Raw genomic sequence first — 18,928 nt, 5'->3', positions numbered from 1 at the left:
GACGAGGAGAGCACGTGCCGCAGGAGAAGACTGCCCAGACCCGGACCGAAGAAGGGCGCGAAGGGCGCGACGACGGTTACGACTACGACGTGCTCGTGGTCGGCTCCGGCTTCGGCGGCTCGGTGACCGCCCTGCGCCTGACCGAGAAGGGCTACCGCGTCGGTGTGCTGGAGGCGGGCCGCCGCTTCACCCGCGCCACCCTGCCCCGCAACTCCTGGGACCTGCGCAACTACCTCTGGGCCCCGAGGCTCGGCCTCTACGGCATCCAGCGCATCCATCTGCTGGGCAACGTCATGGTGCTGGCCGGCGCGGGCGTCGGCGGCGGCTCCCTCAACTACGCCAACACCCTCTACGTGCCGCCGAAGCCGTTCTTCGAGGACCCCCAGTGGCGGCACATCACCGACTGGCAGGACGAGCTGTCGCCGTACTACGACCAGGCCAAGCGCATGCTCGGCGTCCGGCTCAACCCGACGACCACCCCCTCCGACACCCACCTGAAGGCGGCGGCGCAGCGGATGGGCGTCGGCGACACCTTCCACATGGCGCCGGTCGGCGTGTTCTTCGGGGACGGCGAGGACGCCGACGGTACGGCGAAGGCGCGGCCCGGCGAGCAGGTCGCGGACCCGTACTTCGGCGGTGCCGGGCCCACGCGCCGGGCGTGCACCGAGTGCGGCGAGTGCATGACCGGCTGTCGGCACGGTGCGAAGAACACCCTCAACGAGAACTACCTGTACCTCGCGGAGAAGGCGGGCGCGGTGGTGCACCCGCTGACCACCGTCGTCTCCGTCACGGACGACTCGCGCGGCGGCTACGCGGTCGCCACCCTGCCCACCGACCGCAAACGCACCGGTGAGGGGCGCCTCTTCACCGCCCGCCGGGTCGTCCTCGCGGCCGGTACCTACGGCACCCAGACCCTGCTGCACCGCATGAAGGCGAACCACCAGCTGCCCCACCTCTCCGCCCGGCTCGGCGACCTCACCCGCACCAACTCCGAGGCCCTGGTCGGCGCCCAGACCGACGACCGGCGCTACCGGAAGGCGCACGGCGCGGACAAGGTCGACTTCACGCGCGGGGTGGCCATCACGTCCTCCGTCCACCCGGACGCCAACACCCACATCGAGCCGGTCCGCTACGGCAAGGGCTCCAACTCGATGGGCGGTCTCACCATCCTCCAGGTGCCTTACACCGAAGGCTCCTCGCGCGTCCTCGGCTGGCTCGCGCAGGCGGTCCGGCACCCGGTGCAGCTGGCCCGCTCGGTCTCCAACCGGCGCTGGTCGGAGCGGACCATCATCGGCCTGGTGATGCAGTCGCTGGACAACTCCCTGACCACGTATCTGAAGCCCGGCGGCGTCGGCAAGGGGCTGCTGACCGCCCGGCAGGGCCACGGCGCGCCGAACCCGACCCAGATCAAGGCCGCCACCGAGGCCGCCTCCGCGCTCGCCGCCGAGATCAACGGCTTCGCGGGCAGCAACGTCGGCGAGCTGATGGGCACCCCGCTGACCGCGCACTTCCTCGGCGGCTGCCCCATCGGCGACTCCCCGGAGACCGGGGTGATCGACCCGTACCACCGGCTCTACGGCCACCCCGGCATCTCGGTGGTCGACGGCGCCGCGGTCTCCGCGAACCTGGGCGTCAACCCGTCGCTGACGATCACCGCGCAGGCCGAGCGGGCCATGTCGTACTGGCCGAACAAGGGCGAGGCGGACCCGCGGCCGGTGCCGGGGGCGGCGTACGAGCGGCTGGAGGCGGTGGCGCCGCGCACTCCGGCGGTCCCGGCGGACGCCTTCGGCGCGCTGCGGCTGCCGCTGCTGGCGGTGCCGGAGGTGCCACGCAAGAAGGGGTGAACGGGCGGCTCGGAAAGAGGGCGCTCGGGGGGCTCGGAAAGAGAACAGGGACCTGCGTCCCCCTCCGAACGCAGGTCCCTCGATTCTCACCGTTTTCTTGATCCCGGTGCCTGGTTCGATGCGCGAGGACGGCCGGGGGTTGTGCCGGAGCCCGGTATTCCGATGTGGCGTCGATCACATATGGGTGCGGGCATGACGAAGGGCCCCGCGGGACTCGGCCGCGGGGCCCTTCGTCTTCGGTACCGGCGTCAGGGAGGTGTGCCGGTGCCGGGGAAGCGGCGCCGGGGGGTCGCGCCGCCCGCCTCGGTGGTCCCGCACCTGAGGGCGGTGGGGGTGCGGGGGAGGGTGCCGGGGGGTCGCGCGGGGACATGGGGGAGGGTGCGCTGCGTACCGCACGCCCTGAGGCGTCCGCGGCCGTCCGGTCCGGCACTGGTTCAGCTGTGCAGTTGTCCGCCGGACGGCTCCGGGCGTCCCCGGAGCCGACCGTTTCTCCTGGGTGACCGGCCTGCTGTCCCCTGCCGTCCGGTCACTTCTCCGGGACGAGGTCCCACGGCGTACGGCACGACCCGTACCCCTCATCGCCCCGGCGAGCCACGCGTGGTTCTGTCGGGCCCGCCCCTGGCTGGCACGGACATGGGGCTCAACGAAGCGGTGCGCGAGCCGGTCACGCGCCGTACGGGTGAGAGCGGCACCGAACTCAGATACGACCCCGGCACAGCTCCAGCAGGGTCATGGCGAGCGCGGTGCCGGGCTTGCCGAGGGCGTCCCGGTAGCGGCCGAGGATCTCCATCTCGCGCGACAGGCTCACCTTGCGCCCGCCGGAGGCGATCCGGGTCCGCTGGACCACGGAGGAGACGGCCATCCGCTCCTGGACGAGACCGATGATCCGGTCGTCGAGCGAGTCGATCCGCTCACGGGCGTCGTCGATGGTCCGCTCGGACTCGGTGTGCGGGGTGGCGGTGCTCATGTCGGGGCTCCTGGTGGCTGATGGCCGCCCCGGACCGGCAGGACCCGGAAAGACGACAGGCGCTCCGGGCCTTGTCGGCCCGGAGCGCCTGTCGGAAGTCGCTTGTTATGTGCTCAAGCAGAACGACCATGGCAGCCGGCGGGCCCGGTGCCATAGGTAAAGCGGAACGTCGTCTGGGTGAACACGGGGTCAGTATGCCACGGCCGCCGGACCGCTCGGACCCCCTGTGGACATCTCCTCCGGCGTCCGGGAGGGGGTCGGCGCCCACCCCGTTAGAATCGGTCATACAGACCCCCGCCCAACCGCCGGAAGGCACCCCGTGTCATCAGCGACCCAGTCTGCCGACGCCCCCGACACCGTTCTGGTCGTCGACTTCGGCGCGCAGTACGCCCAGCTCATCGCCCGTCGCGTCCGCGAGGCGCGGGTCTACAGCGAGATCGTGCCCAGCACCATGCCGGTCGCCGAGATGCTCGCCAAGAACCCCGCGGCGATCATCCTCTCCGGAGGCCCCTCCTCGGTCTACGCCGAGAACGCCCCGCAGCTCGACGGCGCCCTCTTCGAGGCAGGCGTCCCCGTCTTCGGCATGTGCTACGGCTTCCAGCTGATGGCGCAGACCCTCGGCGGCACCGTCGACAACAGCGGCGCCCGCGAGTACGGCCGTACGCCCCTGCACGTCTCCATGTCCGGTTCCACCCTGTTCGAGGGCACCCCGGACGAGCAGCCCGTGTGGATGTCCCACGGCGACGCCTGCTCCGCAGCCCCCGAGGGCTTCACCGTCACCGCCTCCACCGACGTGGTCCCGGTCGCCGCCTTCGAGAACGACGAGAAGAAGCTCTACGGCGTCCAGTACCACCCCGAGGTCATGCACTCCACGCACGGCCAGCAGGTGCTGGAGCACTTCCTGTACCGGGGCGCGGGCCTGACCCCGTCCTGGACCACGGGCAACGTCATCGAGGAGCAGGTCGCCGCGATCCGCGAGCAGGTCGGCGACAGGCGCGCCATCTGCGGCCTGTCCGGCGGCGTGGACTCCGCCGTCGCCGCCGCCCTCGTCCAGAAGGCCATCGGCTCCCAGCTGACCTGCGTCTACGTCGACCACGGTCTGATGCGCAAGGGCGAGACCGAGCAGGTCGAGAAGGACTTCGTCGCGGCCACCGGCGTCCAGCTGAAGGTCGTCGACGCCGAGGAGCGCTTCCTCAAGGCGCTCGCCGGGGTGTCCGACCCCGAGGAGAAGCGGAAGATCATCGGGCGCGAGTTCATCCGCGTCTTCGAGCAGGCCCAGGCCGAGATCATCGCGGACGAGGGCCCGGCCGTGGAGTTCCTGGTCCAGGGCACCCTGTACCCGGACGTGGTCGAGTCCGGCGGCGGCACCGGCACCGCCAACATCAAGTCGCACCACAACGTCGGCGGCCTCCCCGAGGACCTCGAGTTCCAGCTCATCGAGCCGCTGCGCAAGCTGTTCAAGGACGAGGTCCGCATGGTGGGCCAGGAGCTCGGCCTGCCCGAGGAGATCGTCCAGCGCCAGCCCTTCCCCGGCCCCGGCCTCGGCATCCGCATCGTCGGCGATGTCACCAAGGACCGCCTGGACCTGCTGCGCGAGGCCGACGCCATCGCCCGCGAGGAGCTGACCGCCGCCGGTCTCGACCGCGAGATCTGGCAGTGCCCGGTCGTGCTGCTCGCCGACGTCCGCTCGGTCGGCGTCCAGGGCGACGGCCGCACCTACGGCCACCCGATCGTGCTGCGCCCGGTCTCCTCCGAGGACGCCATGACCGCCGACTGGTCGCGGCTGCCGTACGACGTGCTGGCGAAGATCTCCACCCGGATCACCAACGAGGTCCGCGACGTCAACCGCGTCGTCGTCGACGTCACCTCCAAGCCGCCGGGCACCATCGAGTGGGAGTGACCCCGGCGCCGGTCCGCTGACCGGCTCCGCCCGAGGTGGAACGGCTCCGGCCGTTCCACCTCTTTTGGTACTCCGGCCTCTTTTGGTACCCCGCCACCCGACGGTAACTTCCGGTCCGTAAAGCACCCCCAGCGCTGGAGGACTCATGCACCGGCCCACCCCTCCCTCGCCGCTGCCCACCGACAAGCTGCGGTTCGCCATGCCGCCCATGCACGAGTCGGTCGACGACGAGCGGCGCCACCGGAAGGAACGCCTCGCGGGCGCCCTGCGCCTCTTCGGGCGTGCCGGGTTCGAGGACGGCGTGTCGGGCCACATCACCGCCCGCGACCCGGAGTTCAGCGACTGCTTCTGGGTCAACCCCTTCGGGATGCCCTTCCGGCACGTCACCGTGAGCGACCTCGTGCTGGCCAACCAGGACGGCCAGGTCGTCGAGGGCCGCTACCACGTCAACCAGGCCGCCTTCACCGTCCACGCGGCGGTCCACGCGGCCCGCCCGGACGTCGTCGCCGTCGCCCACTGCCACTCCACGCACGGCCGCGCCCTCGCCGCCCTCGGCGAGGTCCCCGACCCCATCACCCAGGAGAGCTGCGCCTTCTACGAGGACACCGCGCTCTACGACGCCTACACCGGCGTCACCGTCGACGCCGAGGAGGGACGCCGCATCGCCTCGGTGCTCGGCTCCAGCAAGGCCCTGGTGCTGCGCAACCACGGCCTGCTCACCGTGGGCGACTCGGTGGACGCGGCCGCCTGGTGGTTCATGTCCATGGAACGGTCCTGCCAGGTCCAGCTCACCGCCGAGGCCGCCGGGCGCCCCGTCCTGATCGACCATCGGCAGGCCGTCGCCACCCGCGAACAGCTCGGCGGCGACCTCGTGGCCTGGATCAACTACCAGCCCCTGTGGCGGGACATCAGCCAGAGCGAACCCGACCTGCTGAGCTGAGCGTCTCGCACGGGCGTGCGAGTGGGTCAGCAGGATGGGCGGTCCTTTCCGCCCTGCGCGGACCGGCGAACCGGGGGTGCCCGGCGTAGGGCACAATTCGCCTTGTTCACAGGGGAGTTGCTCGGCCACCGCACGCACTGTGCGTGACGGCCGCATTCCGGGATCTCGGGTAGCGGGGAAGGCGGGCGTCGGTCGTGGCGGTGCAGGAGGCGAGGCAGAGCGCGGCGGCGGACGGCGCGGGGGCCCACGGCGGCGGCTGTGCGTGCGGGGACTGCCCGCACGGGGCGCGCGAGGGGCACCGGCGGGCCGTCGCCGCCTTCCTCCGCGGGCGGGACGAGTTCGCCGCCGGACGCGGGCTGCCCCCGGCCGTGGCGCACTCGGCCTCGGCGTCCCGCCAGTGGATCTCCGCCGAACTGGCCCAGCGCGCCGAGGCGGTCGCCGAGCGGGGCCGCGCCGAGGGCGACGCCTGGCTGGCCGGGCTGTGGACCCGCACGGCGTTCCTGGCCTGGGGCGCCGTGGTGGTCCTGCTGCTCGCCCAGGCCCTCACCGCGATCGGCGCGGGCTGGAGCAGCGCCCGCACCGCCGGACTGCTCGCCGCGGTGGCCGTGGCGGGCGCGCTGACCCTCGCCGGCTTCTTCCACCGGGCGCGGGGCGGGGCGCTGGCCCCGATGATCGGCGAGGACAACCGGATGTCGACCTCCCGCACGGTCGCGGCCTGCTGGGTGCTCTTCGTCGCCTACGCCGTCCTGCTGCTGGCGGGCCGCCTCGCCGCCGCCTCCGACCCCGCCGAACGCGACGCCCTCCTCGCCGGTCTCGACCTCGCGCGCGGCGCGGGCGTGGTGACCGTCCTCGCCGTGGTGTGCGGCATCTCCGTCCTGGTGCGCCGGGTGGTCGGACTCCGTGTCCTCGGCCAGCGGCTCCAGAAGGTCCCCGCGCACCGGCCGCGCGCCGCCGACCTGCTGACCGACGACGCGGGCCGGGGCGCCTTCGCCGACATCCAGTACGTCGTCATCAGCGCCGTCGCCCTGGTCTTCGCCGCCGTCCGCCTCGGCCGCCGCCCCGACCAGCTGCCCGACCTGCCCTGGGGGCTGGCCGTGCTGGTGCTGATCTCGGCGGCCACCTACCTGGCGGGCAAGTACGCCGAGGGCGGCCGTCCGGTGGTCCTCTCCGTGGTCCGCGCCCGCGAGCCCGGCGACCTGGACGGGCCGATCCGCACCGGGGACGACATCGAGATCCGGGGCACCGGCTTCGTCCCGCCCGGCGCCCAGGGCGCCGACCGCCTCGCCCGCATGGTCGTCCGCATCGGCGCGGTCGACGTCCATGTGCCCCTGATCCCGGTCGCCGGAGGCTTCCGCAACCCCACCGACAGCGTCCTCACCGTCCCGGTGCCGGTCGAGGTGGAGCCCGGCGCGGTGGAGGTCCAGGTGGTGACGGCCGCCGGGTTGGCCACCAACCGCTACCCCATCGAAGTGACGGACTGAGCCCCCTTACGCCCCGCAGGGTGCGCCGATATCCGGAAAACGCCCGGGAGAGGATTGAACCGGCTCCCTTCGTCATACGTATCGTCGTGTGAGGGGTCCGGCACGGCGGGCGAGAGGCGACTGAAGTGATGACTCACGGTATGCGGACGGACACGCGCACCTCCCATCTCGACGGGGACCGTGACTGGCGGGCCACCGCCACCCGTTACGCCCTCCTCCCGCTGCGGATCTTCCTCGGCGTCACCTTCGTCTACGCGGGCCTGGACAAGCTCACCGACAGCGCTTTCATGAAGGCCGCCGGCGCCGGTTCGCTCGGCGACACGATGCGCGGGGTCCGGGACTCCTCCGCCATCCCGGCCCTCGTCGACCTGGCCCTGAAGAGCCCCGTCGGCTTCGGCTACGCCATCGCCCTCGGTGAGCTGGCCGTGGGCATCGGCATCCTGATCGGACTCTTCGGCCGACTGGCCGCCTTGGGCGGCGCGCTGATCTCGCTGAGCCTGTGGCTGACCGTCAGCTGGGCCTCCAGCCCCTACTACTACGGCAACGACCTCGCCTACCTGATGGCCTGGCTCCCGCTCGTCCTGGCGGGCACCCCCTATCTCTCCGTCGACGCCTCCCTCCGGGACCGCCGCCGACGCCGGTCGGGGGGCTACCGCTAGATCCGGGCTGGGCTGGGCTGGGCTTGGCGGGGCGGCGCCGGGCAGCCGCCCTCAGACCTTCTCGTCCTCCGTCCCACTTCGCCGGCGTATCGCGCGGGTGAGGGCGGTGGTCAGACCCGCCAGGAACAGGCCGCCGACGGCCAGGGGGATCGCCGTGAACCAGGGCACCTCCCACAGACCCTGCACGTCCCCCAGGTAGAGGGCGCCCGCGACGGCGAGGCAGATGCCGCCGACCAGCCGTCCGGGCTGGAACTCATGACGCAGCACGGCTGACCTCCACCTGTCCGACGCCCACATGCAGATCGATCCGCAGCACACCCGTCTCCTTGCTGCTCCTGTCCGGAGCCAGGTTCGCCGTCTCGTGCCTGCCCGGCCGCACGTCCACGTCCTTGCCGTCGTCACCGGGCATCCGGATGTCGCCCACCCCCACATCGATACTCAGCACCGCCGTCGCGTCCGCCGGGACGATCAGCTTCAGTCGGCCCGCTCCCAGTCCCGCCCTGGTGGCCACCGTCTGGTCCTTGGTCAGGTGCAGCCCGGTCAGGTCGAGGGTGGCGGAGCCGGACCCCAGCTCGTAGACCGGACGGACGTCCGCCGTGGCCGTCGGCCGCCAGGCCGTGTGCTTCCAGTGGGAGGTGACATCGCCCGGCAGCGCGGCACTTCCGGCCAGCAGCAGCGCCGTGACCAGGGCCAGGAAGGCGGACCCGCCTCCCGTGCGCCCCAGGAAGGCGCTGACGGCTATGCCCAGTCCGAACACCACCAGGGCGCAGGCCAGTCCGGTCTGGAGGCTGGTGGCCAGCGGGCGCGTCCCCCAGGTACGGCTGCCGCCCAGGCCGCCCGCCAGCAGGGCCAGCAGGAACACCCAGCCGCTGATCCAGCGCGGCCCCCGGGGCTTGGGCCGCTTGTCGCCCGATGTGCGTCCGGCGAGGGAGTGGGGCCAGGGGAGCTGCATGACGAAGTCGAGGGGCGGGCAGGGCATGACGTGTTCTTCGGCGGCGTCGCGGGGACCCCAGAAGTACCCGGTGCCGCCGACATGGGTGCCGTCCTTGACGATCGGGTCACGCCACCAGGAGGGCCCGCTGTAGTAGATCGGCGGTGCCTGGGTCTCCGGCGGGGCGTCCGCCGCGGCCTGAGCGGCTATGGGGTGGCCCCTGGGCGACTTCGGCTCGTCACTCGGGGAGGGGGCGGGGTCGGCGGTGGCCCGGTGCCGTGACCAGTACCCGGCCCCGGCCAGCAGCAGGGAGAGCACCACGGCGAAGGTCAGCACCCCGCCGTTGCGCAGGGTGGTCAGGATGACCCCGCAGCCGATCAGGGCGAACAGGACGGCGGCCAGCGCCTGCCCGTCGACCCGGCCGGTCAGCAGCTTGCGTACCTCGTTCTCCTCCTCGTCGTCGTACGGCACGAGGAGCCACGCGAAGCCGTAGAAGACCAGGCCGATGCCGCCGGTCGCGGCCAGCACGGCCAGGGTGATGCGGAAGATCACCGGGTCCATGTCCGTCTGGCGGCCGAGGCCCGCGCACACACCCGCGATCGTCTTGTGCCGCCGGTCGCGGCGGAAGCGGCGGGGGGCCTCGGCGGTGCCGGGCCGGTGCCCTGCCGCGGTGTTCCCCTCCGCTGTGTCCTGCGCATCCGTACTGTCCGCCGGGCCCGTCCGCTCCGGCGCGGCGGGTGCGGCATCCGTCGGCCCGGTGCCCGAGTCCGGGCGTGGGCCGGAGCCGGGTCCCGGACCCGTCGCGGCGTGCTCGTGATCCGTCATGTGTCCATGGTGACGGGCCGGGAGCCGTGAGGGCAGTCGGGTCGACCCTGGTCGAACCCTGAAATCTCCCCTGAGACGGGCCGGGGATTTGTTCGACTCCGGGCTCCGCTCCGAGCCCGCGCTCGGCGCTCGGCCGGTGCTCGGTCGGTCGGCCGGAGATCAGGGAAACCCCGGCGAAGATCAGGGGAGTCTCGGGGGACGACCCTGATGCCCCGGCACCCACCGCCGTGTGACCATCGTTGGCATGCCGGAAGCCGCAGCACTGCCCCTCGAAGACCCGCGGCCGCCGCGCAAGCTCTACCGCAGCGGTGACGGTCGCTGGCTGGGCGGAGTGGCGCGGGGGCTCGCCGGGCATCTCGGGCTGCCCGTGGTGTGGGTGCGGCTGGCCTTCGCGGGCCTGTTCATGGCGAACGGGCTGGGTGCGCTGCTGTACGCGGCGTTCTGGTTCTTCGTCCCGCTCGGGGTCGGCGGTGTGGGCGACCACAAGCCCGCCTCGCTCGTCGGCACCGAGACCTCGCCGGACGGGCGCCGCAGACTGGTGGCCCGTAAGCCGGACAAGGGGCAGATGGTCGCCCTGCTCCTCATGGTCATCGTGTCCATCGTCTTCCTGGGCAGCGTCAATCTGACCAACACGGCCAAGGCGTACCTGGTCCCGGCCGTGCTCGTCGCGGCCGGTGTCGCCCTGGTGTGGCGTCAGGCGGACAACGCCCGCCGGGCCCGCTGGGTCGAGGTCGGCGGCCGTCGGCGCACGCTGACTCTGCTCCGGGCGGGCGTGGGCGTGCTGCTGGTCACCGCCGGGGTCTCCGCCATCTTCGTGATGCAGGTCTCCGCCACCCACCTGGGAGCGGTGCTGGAGGCCGCGCTCGCCGTCCTCGTCGGCATCACCCTGCTCGCCGGTCCCTACCTCGTCCGCGTGACCCAGGACCTGTCCGAGGAACGCCTGATGCGCATCCGCGCCCAGGAGCGGGCCGAGGTCGCCGCGCACGTCCACGACTCGGTGCTGCACACCCTCACCCTGATCCAGCGCAACGCGGACAACGCGGGCGAGGTGCGCCGCCTGGCCCGCGCGCAGGAGCGGGACCTGCGGACCTGGCTGTACAAGCCGGAGGGCACCGGCAAGGACGAGGCCGACGAGCCGGACACGGTCGCGGAGGCGGTGCGGCGCAACGCGGCCGAGGTGGAGGACAAGCACGGCGTGCCCATAGAGGTCGTGGTGGTGGGCGACTGCCCCCTGGACGACAGGCTGAGCGCGCAGATGCAGGCCGCGCGCGAAGCCATGGTGAACGCCGCCAAGTACGGTGGCGAGGGCGGTGCCGTGCAGGTCTACGCAGAGGTCGAGAGCCGTACGGTCTTCGTGTCCGTCCGCGACCGGGGGCCCGGCTTCGACCTCGACTCCATACCCGCCGACCGCATGGGGGTCAGGGAGTCGATCATCGGGCGCATGGAGCGCAACGGCGGTACGGCCCGGCTGCGGCCGGTGCCGGACGGCGGTACGGAAGTCGAGTTGGAGATGGAGAGGGCGGAGAAGACGGCATGAGTGACGCGACCGAGGCGAACGGCACGACGGGGGAGGCGGAGGTGGCCGAACCCGGACGCGACACCGCGGAGCCGACGGCGGAGGGCACGGCCGGGCGCCGGGTCCGGGTGGTGCTCGTGGACGACCACCGCATGTTCCGTACCGGGGTGCAGGCGGAGATCGGGCAGACCGCGCGGACCGGCGTCGAGGTGGTCGGCGAGGCCGCGGACGTCGACCAGGCGGTCTCGGTCATCACCTCGACCCGGCCCGAGGTGGTCCTGCTCGACGTCCATCTGCCGGGCGGCGGCGGGGTCGAGGTGCTCCGGCGCAGCGCGGCCCTGATGGCGGACCCCGAGCAGCCCGTGCGCTTCCTGGCGCTCTCGGTCTCCGACGCGGCGGAGGACGTGATCGGGGTGATCCGGGGCGGGGCGCGCGGTTATGTCACCAAGACCATCACCGGGTCCGACCTGATCGACTCGATCTTCCGTGTGCAGGAGGGCGACGCCGTCTTCTCGCCCCGGCTGGCCGGGTTCGTGCTGGACGCCTTCGCCTCCACCGACGCCCCGCCGGTCGACGAGGACATGGACCGGCTCACCCAGCGCGAGCGTGAGGTGCTGCGCCTGATCGCGCGGGGTTACGCGTACAAGGAGATCGGCAAGCAGCTGTTCATCTCGGTGAAGACGGTCGAGTCCCATGTCTCGGCGGTGCTGCGCAAGCTCCAGCTGTCCAACCGGCACGAGCTGACCCGCTGGGCGACGGCCCGCAGACTGGTCTGACCCCGCTCACGCCACCCGGGTCGCTCCCGCGAACGGCATCTGGTCGATGGGCGCCACCCGGACCGGTGCCGAGGGGTTGGGGGCGTGGATCATGCGGCCGTTGCCGACGTACATGCCCACATGGCTGATGCCGGAGTAGAAGAACACCAGGTCGCCGGGCCGGAGCTGGGAGCGGGAGACGCGTCGGCCCGCGTTGATCTGGGCGTAGGTGGTGCGCGGAAGGGAGATGCCCGCGGAGCGGTAGGCGGCCTGGATCAGGCCCGAGCAGTCGAAGGCGTTCGGGCCGGTCGCGCCCCAGACGTAGGGGCTGCCGAGCTTCCGGTAGGCGTAGGCGACGGCCGCCGAGGCGCGGGAGTCGGGCGCGGTGGCCGGGCCGGTGGGCGCGCTCGTCCGGCCGGAGGACACCCCGGCGGACGCGGCCGGGGTCGGGGCGGAGCGGGTGGCGCGGGCCGGTGTCGCGGGGGCGCCGTCGGCGGCCTTGGCGCGCTCGGGCGGGGTGAGCCGTTCCAGTAGCTGCCGGGCCTGCTCGAGCTTGGTGGTGACGGTGTCCTTCTGCCGTTTCAGCTCGGCCTGCCGGGACCGTACCGACCGTGCCTCGACGCGGGCCGCGCCGCGCAGCCGCTCGATCTCCTGGAGCTGGGCGCGTACTCGGGCCACCTGCTTGGCCTGGCGGTCGCCGGCGCGTTCGGCGAAGGCGGCGCCGTCCAGGTAGCGGTCGGGGCTGCTGGAGAGGGCGAGCTGCCAGCTCGGGGCGATCGTGCCGTCGCGGTACTGCGCGGCGGCGAACGAGCCCAGGGCGCTGCGGGCGGTGTCGAGTCTGACCTGCCTGCGGGCGGTCTCGTCGCGCAGGGAGTTCAGCCGGTGCTGGGCGGCGCTCGCCTTCTCGTGCGCGCCGTTGTACTTCTCGGTGGCGGCCTCCGCCTCCCGGTACAGCCGGTCCACCTCGGTCTTGACCTGGGCGGTGGTGAGTCGCGGCTCGGCGTGTCCCGTTCCGTCGAAGGCCGTCGCGGTGGCCGCTCCCGCCAGGGCGAGAGTGGCTGCCGTGCGGGCCGTGTTGCCGCTGAGTGAGCGCGCTCGGAGCTTTCGGTGCGCTGCCACCTGGACCGTCACGTCCTTCCATGGGACTCGTGCGGCCGAGAACACCGTGCCCCAGCGGGGCCCGGTGTCCGGCGGCCGTCCGCACAGGGGAGACGGCGGCCGACGGACGGTCCTCGGCGGTGATGTCCGGCTGCCGCCCCTGGTCCGGGCGGCTGTGGGGAGCCGGTCACCTGGGGGAGGACGCTAGGCCGGATGGTGACGGGTTGGTAACGCCTGTACGGAACTGTCCTCGACGGACCTGGAGGTGATCGCGTTTGACCGGAATGCTCAGGTACCGGAGCCGTGGAATCGAAGCGTGATGATCAAAGAGGGGAAGGCGGGACCTGAGTGAAGCGGAGAGTGCTATGGCCCGCGAGCGAGTGAGATCCGTCAGGACCGTGAGCGGGGCGCGGGGTCCGGTACGGGGGTGACGGGGTGTCCCGAACTAGGCTCGGTTCCCATGACCGTACTCATCCATGTCTTCGTCGGCCTGCACATCATCGGCATCGCCGCGCTGCTCGGCGGTTTCCTCACCCAGATGAAGGCGATGGGCCGGGGTACGGCTCGCTTCGTGCCCGCGATGCTGTACGGCGCGATCGCCATGCTGGTCACCGGCGTGGTGCTGGTCGGCCTCGACGAGGCGGACGGCCACCACGTCAACAACATCAAGATCGGCATCAAGCTGGCGCTGCTGATCGTGATCCTCGGCCTGGTCTACGTGAAGCGCGACGAGGAGACGGTCGACAAGGGCATGTTCGGGCTGGTCGGCGCCCTGACCACGGCGAACATCTTCATCGCCGTGCTGTGGACGTGACGTCCGGCGCTCCCGCCTCCTGAGACCCGGTGCGCCCGGCGCGCGCCGCGAGCACCGCGCCCAGGGCCGCCGCCAGCCACACCGCGACCGCCACCCACACCAGCACCTTGCCCGGCCCGCTCAGCCAGGCCACGTCCAGGGCGGCCGAGACGGCGAGGGTCGCCGCCGCCGTCATGCCCATCGAGAAGACGGTGGCCCAGCGCAGCAGGCCGTAGCGCGGCCGGGGGCGCGCCAGCTCGGCCAGCACCAGCACCGCGTAGCAGGCCAGGTCCAGGACCAGCAAGATCGCGGTGACCTGGTGCAGCACCCCGCTGTCGTCCTTGTTCCACAGGTACAGCCGCGCGCTGTCGGCGGAGATCAGCCGGGCCCCGGCCAGGGCCGAGATCGACAGCGCGCCGCCCGCGATCCAGTGGTCGCCCGGCCCCCGAAGCACCTGGCGGGAGTCGAAGCGGGGCATGGCCAGCGCGTAGAGCAGCAGGCCCACCCAGAACAGCACCAGCGCGGTGTGCGCGAGCCATGCCGTCGCCTCCGCCCCCGCCAGTGTGGCCGTCAGTACCGCGAGCGCCTGTGTGGCCACACAACACATGAACACCGTGCCCGGCATGCGCTGCCCCCAGTGCCGCAGCACGGAGACCAGCAGCACCGGCCAGAGCAGCGCCGCCAGGGCCAGCAGGGCCTCGGCCAGGGGCTGGACGCCGAGCAGCGAGATCCGGGTGCCGAGCACCGCGGTGGCCGCCACCGCCGTGAGCGCGGCCGGGTCGCGGGCCTCCTCCGCCCAGCGTCCCCGCTGTCCCGCCAGCCGGAAGGCGAAGGTGACGGCGAGGGTCAGCCAGGAGAGGCAGGCCAGTACCAGGAAGATCCGGGACACCACCTCGACGCCCGCCAGCCGCAGGCCGATGGAGACGACGGCGGTCGCCATGACGGCCGTGCCCGCCGCCGGAGGACGCTCCGCCACCCACGTACGCATACCCGAGATGCCCGACATGTCCCTGATGCTAGGGAGCGGCCCGCCCCCGGCAGGGAGGGCACGCGCGCGTGGGGCTCGAAAAGAGGACCGGCCCACGCGGAGACCGTCCCGCCCGGAATCCGGCCGGGTTCCCGGGACGGGGACCGGTTGTCGGTGGGGCGCCCTAGACTCGTAGAGCGATGAGCAGCCTCTTTGACGACAGCTTCCTGGCCAGCCTCCAGCCCCCGCGCGGGCATGAGGAAGAACCCGCGCCGCCTGAGGACGAGCACGCTCCGGAGCCGGTCCCGGACGACCTGTTCGGGGGGAAGTTCGACGTGCCCCCGGACCGGGACACCCACTACCGCGACGGCGCCCCGCGTCCCCCGATCGACGCGGCGGCCCTCCTGGAGGGGCTGAACGACAACCAGCGCGCGGCCGTCGTCCACGCGGGCTCCCCGCTGCTCATCGTCGCGGGCGCCGGTTCCGGCAAGACGCGGGTGCTCACCCACCGCATCGCCCACCTCCTGGCCGAGCGGCATGTGCACCCCGGCCAGATCTTGGCGATCACCTTCACCAACAAGGCCGCGGGCGAGATGAAGGAGCGCGTCGAGCAGCTCGTCGGCCCGCGCGCGGGCGCGATGTGGGTCATGACCTTCCACAGCGCCTGCGTCCGCATCCTGCGCCGCGAGTCGAAGCGGCTGGGCTTCACCTCGTCCTTCTCGATCTACGACGCGGCGGACAGCAAGCGCCTGATGGCCCTGGTCTGCCGCGATCTGGACCTCGACCCCAAGCGCTACCCGCCGAAGTCCTTCAGCGCCAAGATCAGCAACCTCAAGAACGAGCTGATCGACGAGGAGGACTTCGCCGCCCAGGCCACCGACGGTTTCGAGAAGACCCTCGCCCAGGCGTACGCGCTCTACCAGTCGCGGCTGCGCGAGGCCAACGCGCTCGACTTCGACGACCTGATCATGACCACGGTCAACCTGCTGCGCGCCTTCCCCGACGTGGCCGAGCACTACCGCCGCCGCTTCCGGCACGTCATGGTCGACGAGTACCAGGACACCAACCACGCGCAGTACGCACTGGTCCGGGAGCTGGTCGGCACCGGCGCTCATGACGAGGACGTACCGCCCAACGAGTACGACGTCCCGCCCGCCGAGCTGTGCGTCGTGGGTGACGCGGACCAGTCGATCTACGCCTTCCGGGGCGCGACCATCCGCAACATCCTCCAGTTCGAGGAGGACTACCCCGACGCGACGACGATCCTGCTGGAGCAGAACTACCGCTCCACGCAGACCATCCTGTCCGCCGCCAACGCGGTCATCGAGCGCAACGAGTCCCGCCGCCCCAAGAACCTGTGGACCAACGCGGGCCAGGGCGCGGGCATCATCGGCTATGTCGCGGACAACGAGCACGACGAGGCCCAGTTCGTCGCCGACGAGATAGACCGCCTCACCGACGCGGGCGACGCCAAGGCCGGGGACGTGGCGGTGTTCTACCGCACCAACGCGCAGTCCCGTGTGTTCGAGGAGATCTTCATCCGCGTCGGCCTGCCGTACAAGGTCGTCGGCGGGGTGCGGTTCTACGAGCGCAAGGAGGTCCGGGACGTCCTGGCCTACCTTCGCGTCCTCGCCAACCCCGAGGACTCGGTGCCGATGCGCCGCATCCTCAACGTGCCCAAGCGGGGCATCGGGGACCGCGCCGAGGCGATGGTCGACGCCCTCGCCCAGCGCGAGAAGATCAGCTTCCCGCAGGCGCTGAAGCGGGTGGACGAGGCGTACGGCATGGCCGCGCGCTCCACCAACGCGGTGCGGCGGTTCAACGCGCTGATGGACGACCTGCGCACCGTCGTCGAGTCCGGCGCCGGACCGGCCACCGTGCTGGAGGCGGTCCTCGAACGCACCGGCTACCTGGCCGAGTTGCAGGCGTCCACCGACCCGCAGGACGAGACCCGGATCGAGAACCTCCAGGAACTCGCGGCCGTGGCGCTGGAGTTCGAGCAGGAGCGGGAGGACGGCGAGCAGGGCACGCTGGCCGATTTCCTGGAGCGGGTCGCGCTCGTCGCGGACTCCGACCAGATCCCCGACGAGGAGGACGGCGACGGTGTCATCACGCTGATGACCCTGCACACCGCCAAGGGCCTGGAGTTCCCGGTCGTCTTCGTCACCGGCATGGAGGACGGCGTCTTCCCGCACCTGCGCGCCCTCGGCCAGGCCAAGGAGCTGGAGGAGGAGCGGCGCCTCGCCTACGTCGGCATCACGCGCGCGCGGGAGCGGCTCTACCTCACCCGGGCCGCGCTGCGCAGCGCCTGGGGACAGCCGTCGTACAACCCGCCCTCCCGGTTCCTGGAGGAGATCCCGGCCACCCATCTGGAGTGGAAGCGGACCGGCGCCGCGTCCGCGCCCGCGTCCGCGTTCGGCAAGGCCGCCTCCTCGGTCGCGTCCACCCTCTCCTCGTCCCGGTCCCGCTCCTCGGCGGCCGGTGCCTCCGGGTTCGCCACCCGCCGGACCGGCGACAAGCCGGTGGTGTCGCTGGCGATCGGCGACCGCGTCACCCACGACCAGTTCGGCCTGGGCACGGTGGTCGCGGTGGCGGGCGAGGGCGACAAGGCACAGGCCACGATCGACTTCGGCGGCGGCAACGCCAAGCGACTGCTGCTGCGGTACGCGCCGGTGGAGAAGCTCTAGACGACGGAGAAGAAGCTTTAGACGACGCGAGCCCCGCCTGACTGGCGGGGCTCGGTCATGTCAGGGCGGGGCGGGATCAGGTCGGGTCCAGGCCGTGGCTGCGGAGCCAGGGGAGGGGGTCGATGGCCGCGCCGCCCGCCGGGCGGACCTCGAAGTGGAGGTGGGGGCCGGTGGAGTTGCCCGAGTTGCCGGAGTAGGCGATCGGGTGGCCGGCCTTGACCGAGGTGCCGGAGGGTACGCGGTAACTGGAGAGGTGGCAGTACCAGGTCTCCGTGCCGTCCTTGGCGGTCAGGACCAGCATGTTGCCGTAGGCGCTGTTCCACTTGGTCGTGACGACGCCGTCGGTCGCGGCCATCACGGTGGTGCCGTACGACACCGGGAAGTCGATACCGGTGTGGACGGACATCCAGTTCACGCCCGCCTGCCCGAACTGGGCGCTGAGCCCCTTCTGGAGCACCGGGATGGCGAACTTGGGGCGGAGTCGCTCCTTGAGCGCGGCCTCGGCGGCGGCCTTCTTCTTCTCCAGCGCCTGCTGCGCCTTGAGGTCGATGCGCTCCTGGGTCCGGCTCACCCGGTCGGTGAAGTCGTCGGCCCCGGCGGACAGGGTCCGCAGCTGGGTGTCGAGCTTGCTGTTGGCGACGGACGGCTGCACCGTGTGCGCGTCGGCCGCGGAGGCGGCGGCCTCCTGCGCCCCACCGGTCAGATCGCCGACCGAGGCGGCGGCGATCCCGGCCACCCCCATCACGCAGGCCGAGGGGACGGCGACGGTCAGCAGCGCGGAACGCTTGGCCGGTGTCCGGCGGCGGGATCGGGCCGCGGCGCGGGAACCGGCTCGCGGTGCCGGGACGACCTCTTCCTGGTCGTCCAGGAGGGCGGGCACGGCGGGGAGTTCACCGGTGCCGGTCAACTCGTCTTCCGCGTCGGGGTGTTCGCCGTACTCCTGGTCGGCGTACTCCGCGTACGCGGCGTCGTCCCCGTACGGGTCGTGGGTGATTTGGTCGAAGGTGGCCGTCGCCTGCTGGTCGAACGGCTCCTCGGCCCGCTGGTGCTCGGCGGCCGTGCCGTCGGTGTTCCACTGGGTGGCGTCGTAGGCGCCGGTGTCGAAGGTCTGGGTGCCCCAGTCCCACTGCTGGGCGGGGTCCGGGGTGCTCTGCTGCCCATACTGCGACCAGGCGCCGGTGTCCTCGGGGGTGCCCTGCGCGGGGACGGTCCAGGCGGTGGTGTCGTAGGCGCCCGTGTCGTAGCCGGTGTGCTGCTGGGCCGCGTAGGGGTCGTGGGCGAGGTGTCCGCCGTCGCCGGTGCCCCAGTGCGTCGTGTCGTACGCGCCCGTGGTGTGCGGGCCGGTCTGGTATCCGCCGAGGTGCGGGTCGGCGGCGTAGGCCGCCTCGGCCACCGGGAAACCGGTGGTGTCGTAACCGCCGTACGTGGTGAGGTCGTCGTACGGGACTTCCGGTGCTCCGTACGGCGCGTAGTGCGCGTGGGAGGCGTCGGAAGCCGGAGCCGGGGTCATGGTCCCCGACGGGTGACGGTCGTTCACCAACTTCTCTTTCGCCTCGACAACAGGG

General features: G+C 72.2%; 15 protein-coding genes. 9 read left to right on the top strand and 6 right to left on the bottom strand.

The annotated features are described in order from the left end of the window. The first annotated feature begins 14 nt into the window (after positions 1-14). A complete protein-coding gene (locus ACI2LY_RS12500) occupies positions 15-1,844 on the top strand; it encodes a GMC oxidoreductase (protein WP_404707126.1) in 1,830 nt (609 codons plus the stop codon). 697 nt (positions 1,845-2,541) lie between these two features. On the opposite strand, the gene ACI2LY_RS12495 is transcribed toward ACI2LY_RS12500, so the two are convergent. Beyond that, complete coding sequence (locus ACI2LY_RS12495) at positions 2,542-2,811, bottom strand: chorismate mutase (protein ID WP_404707125.1); 270 nt, start codon at positions 2,809-2,811, stop codon at positions 2,542-2,544. A gap of 319 nt (positions 2,812-3,130) precedes the next feature. Between ACI2LY_RS12495 and guaA the strand changes: the two genes are divergently transcribed. The 4 genes from guaA to ACI2LY_RS12475 all read left to right on the top strand — a co-directional run bounded on the left by guaA (position 3,131) and on the right by ACI2LY_RS12475 (position 7,791). After that, positions 3,131-4,711 (top strand): glutamine-hydrolyzing GMP synthase, encoded by a 1,581-nt coding sequence (gene guaA / locus ACI2LY_RS12490; RefSeq protein WP_404707124.1) that lies wholly within the window; start codon positions 3,131-3,133, stop codon positions 4,709-4,711. 145 nt (positions 4,712-4,856) lie between these two features. Further along, positions 4,857-5,651 (top strand): class II aldolase/adducin family protein, encoded by a 795-nt coding sequence (locus ACI2LY_RS12485; protein ID WP_404707123.1) that lies wholly within the window; start codon positions 4,857-4,859, stop codon positions 5,649-5,651. Between the two features lie 194 nt (positions 5,652-5,845). Further along, positions 5,846-7,132 (top strand): hypothetical protein, encoded by a 1,287-nt coding sequence (locus ACI2LY_RS12480; protein ID WP_404707122.1) that lies wholly within the window; start codon positions 5,846-5,848, stop codon positions 7,130-7,132. A gap of 140 nt (positions 7,133-7,272) precedes the next feature. Continuing rightward, on the top strand, positions 7,273-7,791 hold the full coding sequence (locus tag ACI2LY_RS12475; RefSeq protein ID WP_393595838.1) for a DoxX family protein: 519 nt from the start codon (positions 7,273-7,275) through the stop codon (positions 7,789-7,791). Positions 7,792-7,842: 51 nt separating this feature from the next. On the opposite strand, the gene ACI2LY_RS12470 is transcribed toward ACI2LY_RS12475, so the two are convergent. Both ACI2LY_RS12470 and ACI2LY_RS12465 read right to left on the bottom strand, forming a co-directional pair. After that, positions 7,843-8,058 carry a hypothetical protein gene (locus ACI2LY_RS12470; RefSeq protein ID WP_404707121.1) on the bottom strand — a complete coding sequence of 72 codons (216 nt, stop codon included), beginning with the start codon at positions 8,056-8,058 and terminating at the stop codon, positions 7,843-7,845. After that, entirely contained in the window at positions 8,045-9,547 is a 1,503-nt protein-coding gene (locus ACI2LY_RS12465; RefSeq protein ID WP_404707120.1) for a PspC domain-containing protein, read from the bottom strand. Before ACI2LY_RS12465 ends, ACI2LY_RS12470 begins: the two co-directional genes overlap by 14 nt. Positions 9,548-9,791: 244 nt before the next feature. On the opposite strand from ACI2LY_RS12465, the gene ACI2LY_RS12460 reads away from it, so the two are divergent. Both ACI2LY_RS12460 and ACI2LY_RS12455 read left to right on the top strand, forming a co-directional pair. Next, positions 9,792-11,084 carry a PspC domain-containing protein gene (locus ACI2LY_RS12460; RefSeq protein WP_393595835.1) on the top strand — a complete coding sequence of 431 codons (1,293 nt, stop codon included), beginning with the start codon at positions 9,792-9,794 and terminating at the stop codon, positions 11,082-11,084. Further along, the gene (locus ACI2LY_RS12455) at positions 11,081-11,839 is read left to right on the top strand and encodes a LuxR C-terminal-related transcriptional regulator (protein ID WP_404707119.1); all 759 of its coding nucleotides are present in this window, start codon (positions 11,081-11,083) and stop codon (positions 11,837-11,839) included. The genes ACI2LY_RS12460 and ACI2LY_RS12455 overlap by 4 nt, the downstream gene beginning before the upstream one ends. 6 nt (positions 11,840-11,845) lie before the next feature. Here ACI2LY_RS12455 and ACI2LY_RS12450 read toward each other — a convergent pair whose 3' ends face one another. Further along, a complete protein-coding gene (locus tag ACI2LY_RS12450; protein WP_404707118.1) occupies positions 11,846-12,937 on the bottom strand; it encodes an NlpC/P60 family protein in 1,092 nt (363 codons plus the stop codon). Between the two features lie 439 nt (positions 12,938-13,376). Between ACI2LY_RS12450 and ACI2LY_RS12445 the strand changes: the two genes are divergently transcribed. Further along, positions 13,377-13,730: a hypothetical protein gene (locus tag ACI2LY_RS12445; RefSeq protein ID WP_404707117.1), complete on the top strand. Its 354-nt coding sequence runs from the start codon at positions 13,377-13,379 to the stop codon at positions 13,728-13,730. On the opposite strand, the gene ACI2LY_RS12440 is transcribed toward ACI2LY_RS12445, so the two are convergent. Beyond that, entirely contained in the window at positions 13,708-14,715 is a 1,008-nt protein-coding gene (locus tag ACI2LY_RS12440; protein WP_404707116.1) for a tellurite resistance/C4-dicarboxylate transporter family protein, read from the bottom strand. The genes ACI2LY_RS12445 and ACI2LY_RS12440 overlap by 23 nt on opposite strands. Before the next feature lie 161 nt (positions 14,716-14,876). On the opposite strand from ACI2LY_RS12440, the gene pcrA reads away from it, so the two are divergent. Continuing rightward, on the top strand, positions 14,877-17,363 hold the full coding sequence (gene pcrA / locus ACI2LY_RS12435; RefSeq protein WP_404707115.1) for a DNA helicase PcrA: 2,487 nt from the start codon (positions 14,877-14,879) through the stop codon (positions 17,361-17,363). Between the two features lie 76 nt (positions 17,364-17,439). On the opposite strand, the gene ACI2LY_RS12430 is transcribed toward pcrA, so the two are convergent. Further along, positions 17,440-18,900, bottom strand: a complete 1,461-nt coding sequence (locus ACI2LY_RS12430) for a M23 family metallopeptidase (protein ID WP_404707114.1) — start codon at positions 18,898-18,900, stop codon at positions 17,440-17,442. Positions 18,901-18,928: the final 28 nt, after the last annotated feature.

The organism is Streptomyces sp. NPDC002176, from assembly GCF_044903645.1.
Taxonomy (GTDB): domain Bacteria; phylum Actinomycetota; class Actinomycetes; order Streptomycetales; family Streptomycetaceae; genus Streptomyces.
Note: the sequence above shows the minus strand (reverse complement) of the source record. Positions and strands in the feature narration are given on the sequence as shown.

What these genes read in the sequence shown, in the direction of transcription:
- ACI2LY_RS12440 (WP_404707116.1), bottom strand. Translation starts at nt 14,715, where the DNA reads ATGTCGGGCATCTCGGGTATGCGTACGTGGGTGGCGGAGCGTCCTCCG.
- ACI2LY_RS12445 (WP_404707117.1), top strand. Translation starts at nt 13,377, where the DNA reads ATGACCGTACTCATCCATGTCTTCGTCGGCCTGCACATCATCGGCATC.
- ACI2LY_RS12485 (WP_404707123.1), top strand. Translation starts at nt 4,857, where the DNA reads ATGCACCGGCCCACCCCTCCCTCGCCGCTGCCCACCGACAAGCTGCGG.
- ACI2LY_RS12495 (WP_404707125.1), bottom strand. Translation starts at nt 2,811, where the DNA reads ATGAGCACCGCCACCCCGCACACCGAGTCCGAGCGGACCATCGACGAC.
- ACI2LY_RS12475 (WP_393595838.1), top strand. Translation starts at nt 7,273, where the DNA reads ATGCGGACGGACACGCGCACCTCCCATCTCGACGGGGACCGTGACTGG.
- ACI2LY_RS12455 (WP_404707119.1), top strand. Translation starts at nt 11,081, where the DNA reads ATGAGTGACGCGACCGAGGCGAACGGCACGACGGGGGAGGCGGAGGTG.
- ACI2LY_RS12460 (WP_393595835.1), top strand. Translation starts at nt 9,792, where the DNA reads ATGCCGGAAGCCGCAGCACTGCCCCTCGAAGACCCGCGGCCGCCGCGC.
- pcrA (WP_404707115.1), top strand. Translation starts at nt 14,877, where the DNA reads ATGAGCAGCCTCTTTGACGACAGCTTCCTGGCCAGCCTCCAGCCCCCG.
- ACI2LY_RS12465 (WP_404707120.1), bottom strand. Translation starts at nt 9,547, where the DNA reads ATGACGGATCACGAGCACGCCGCGACGGGTCCGGGACCCGGCTCCGGC.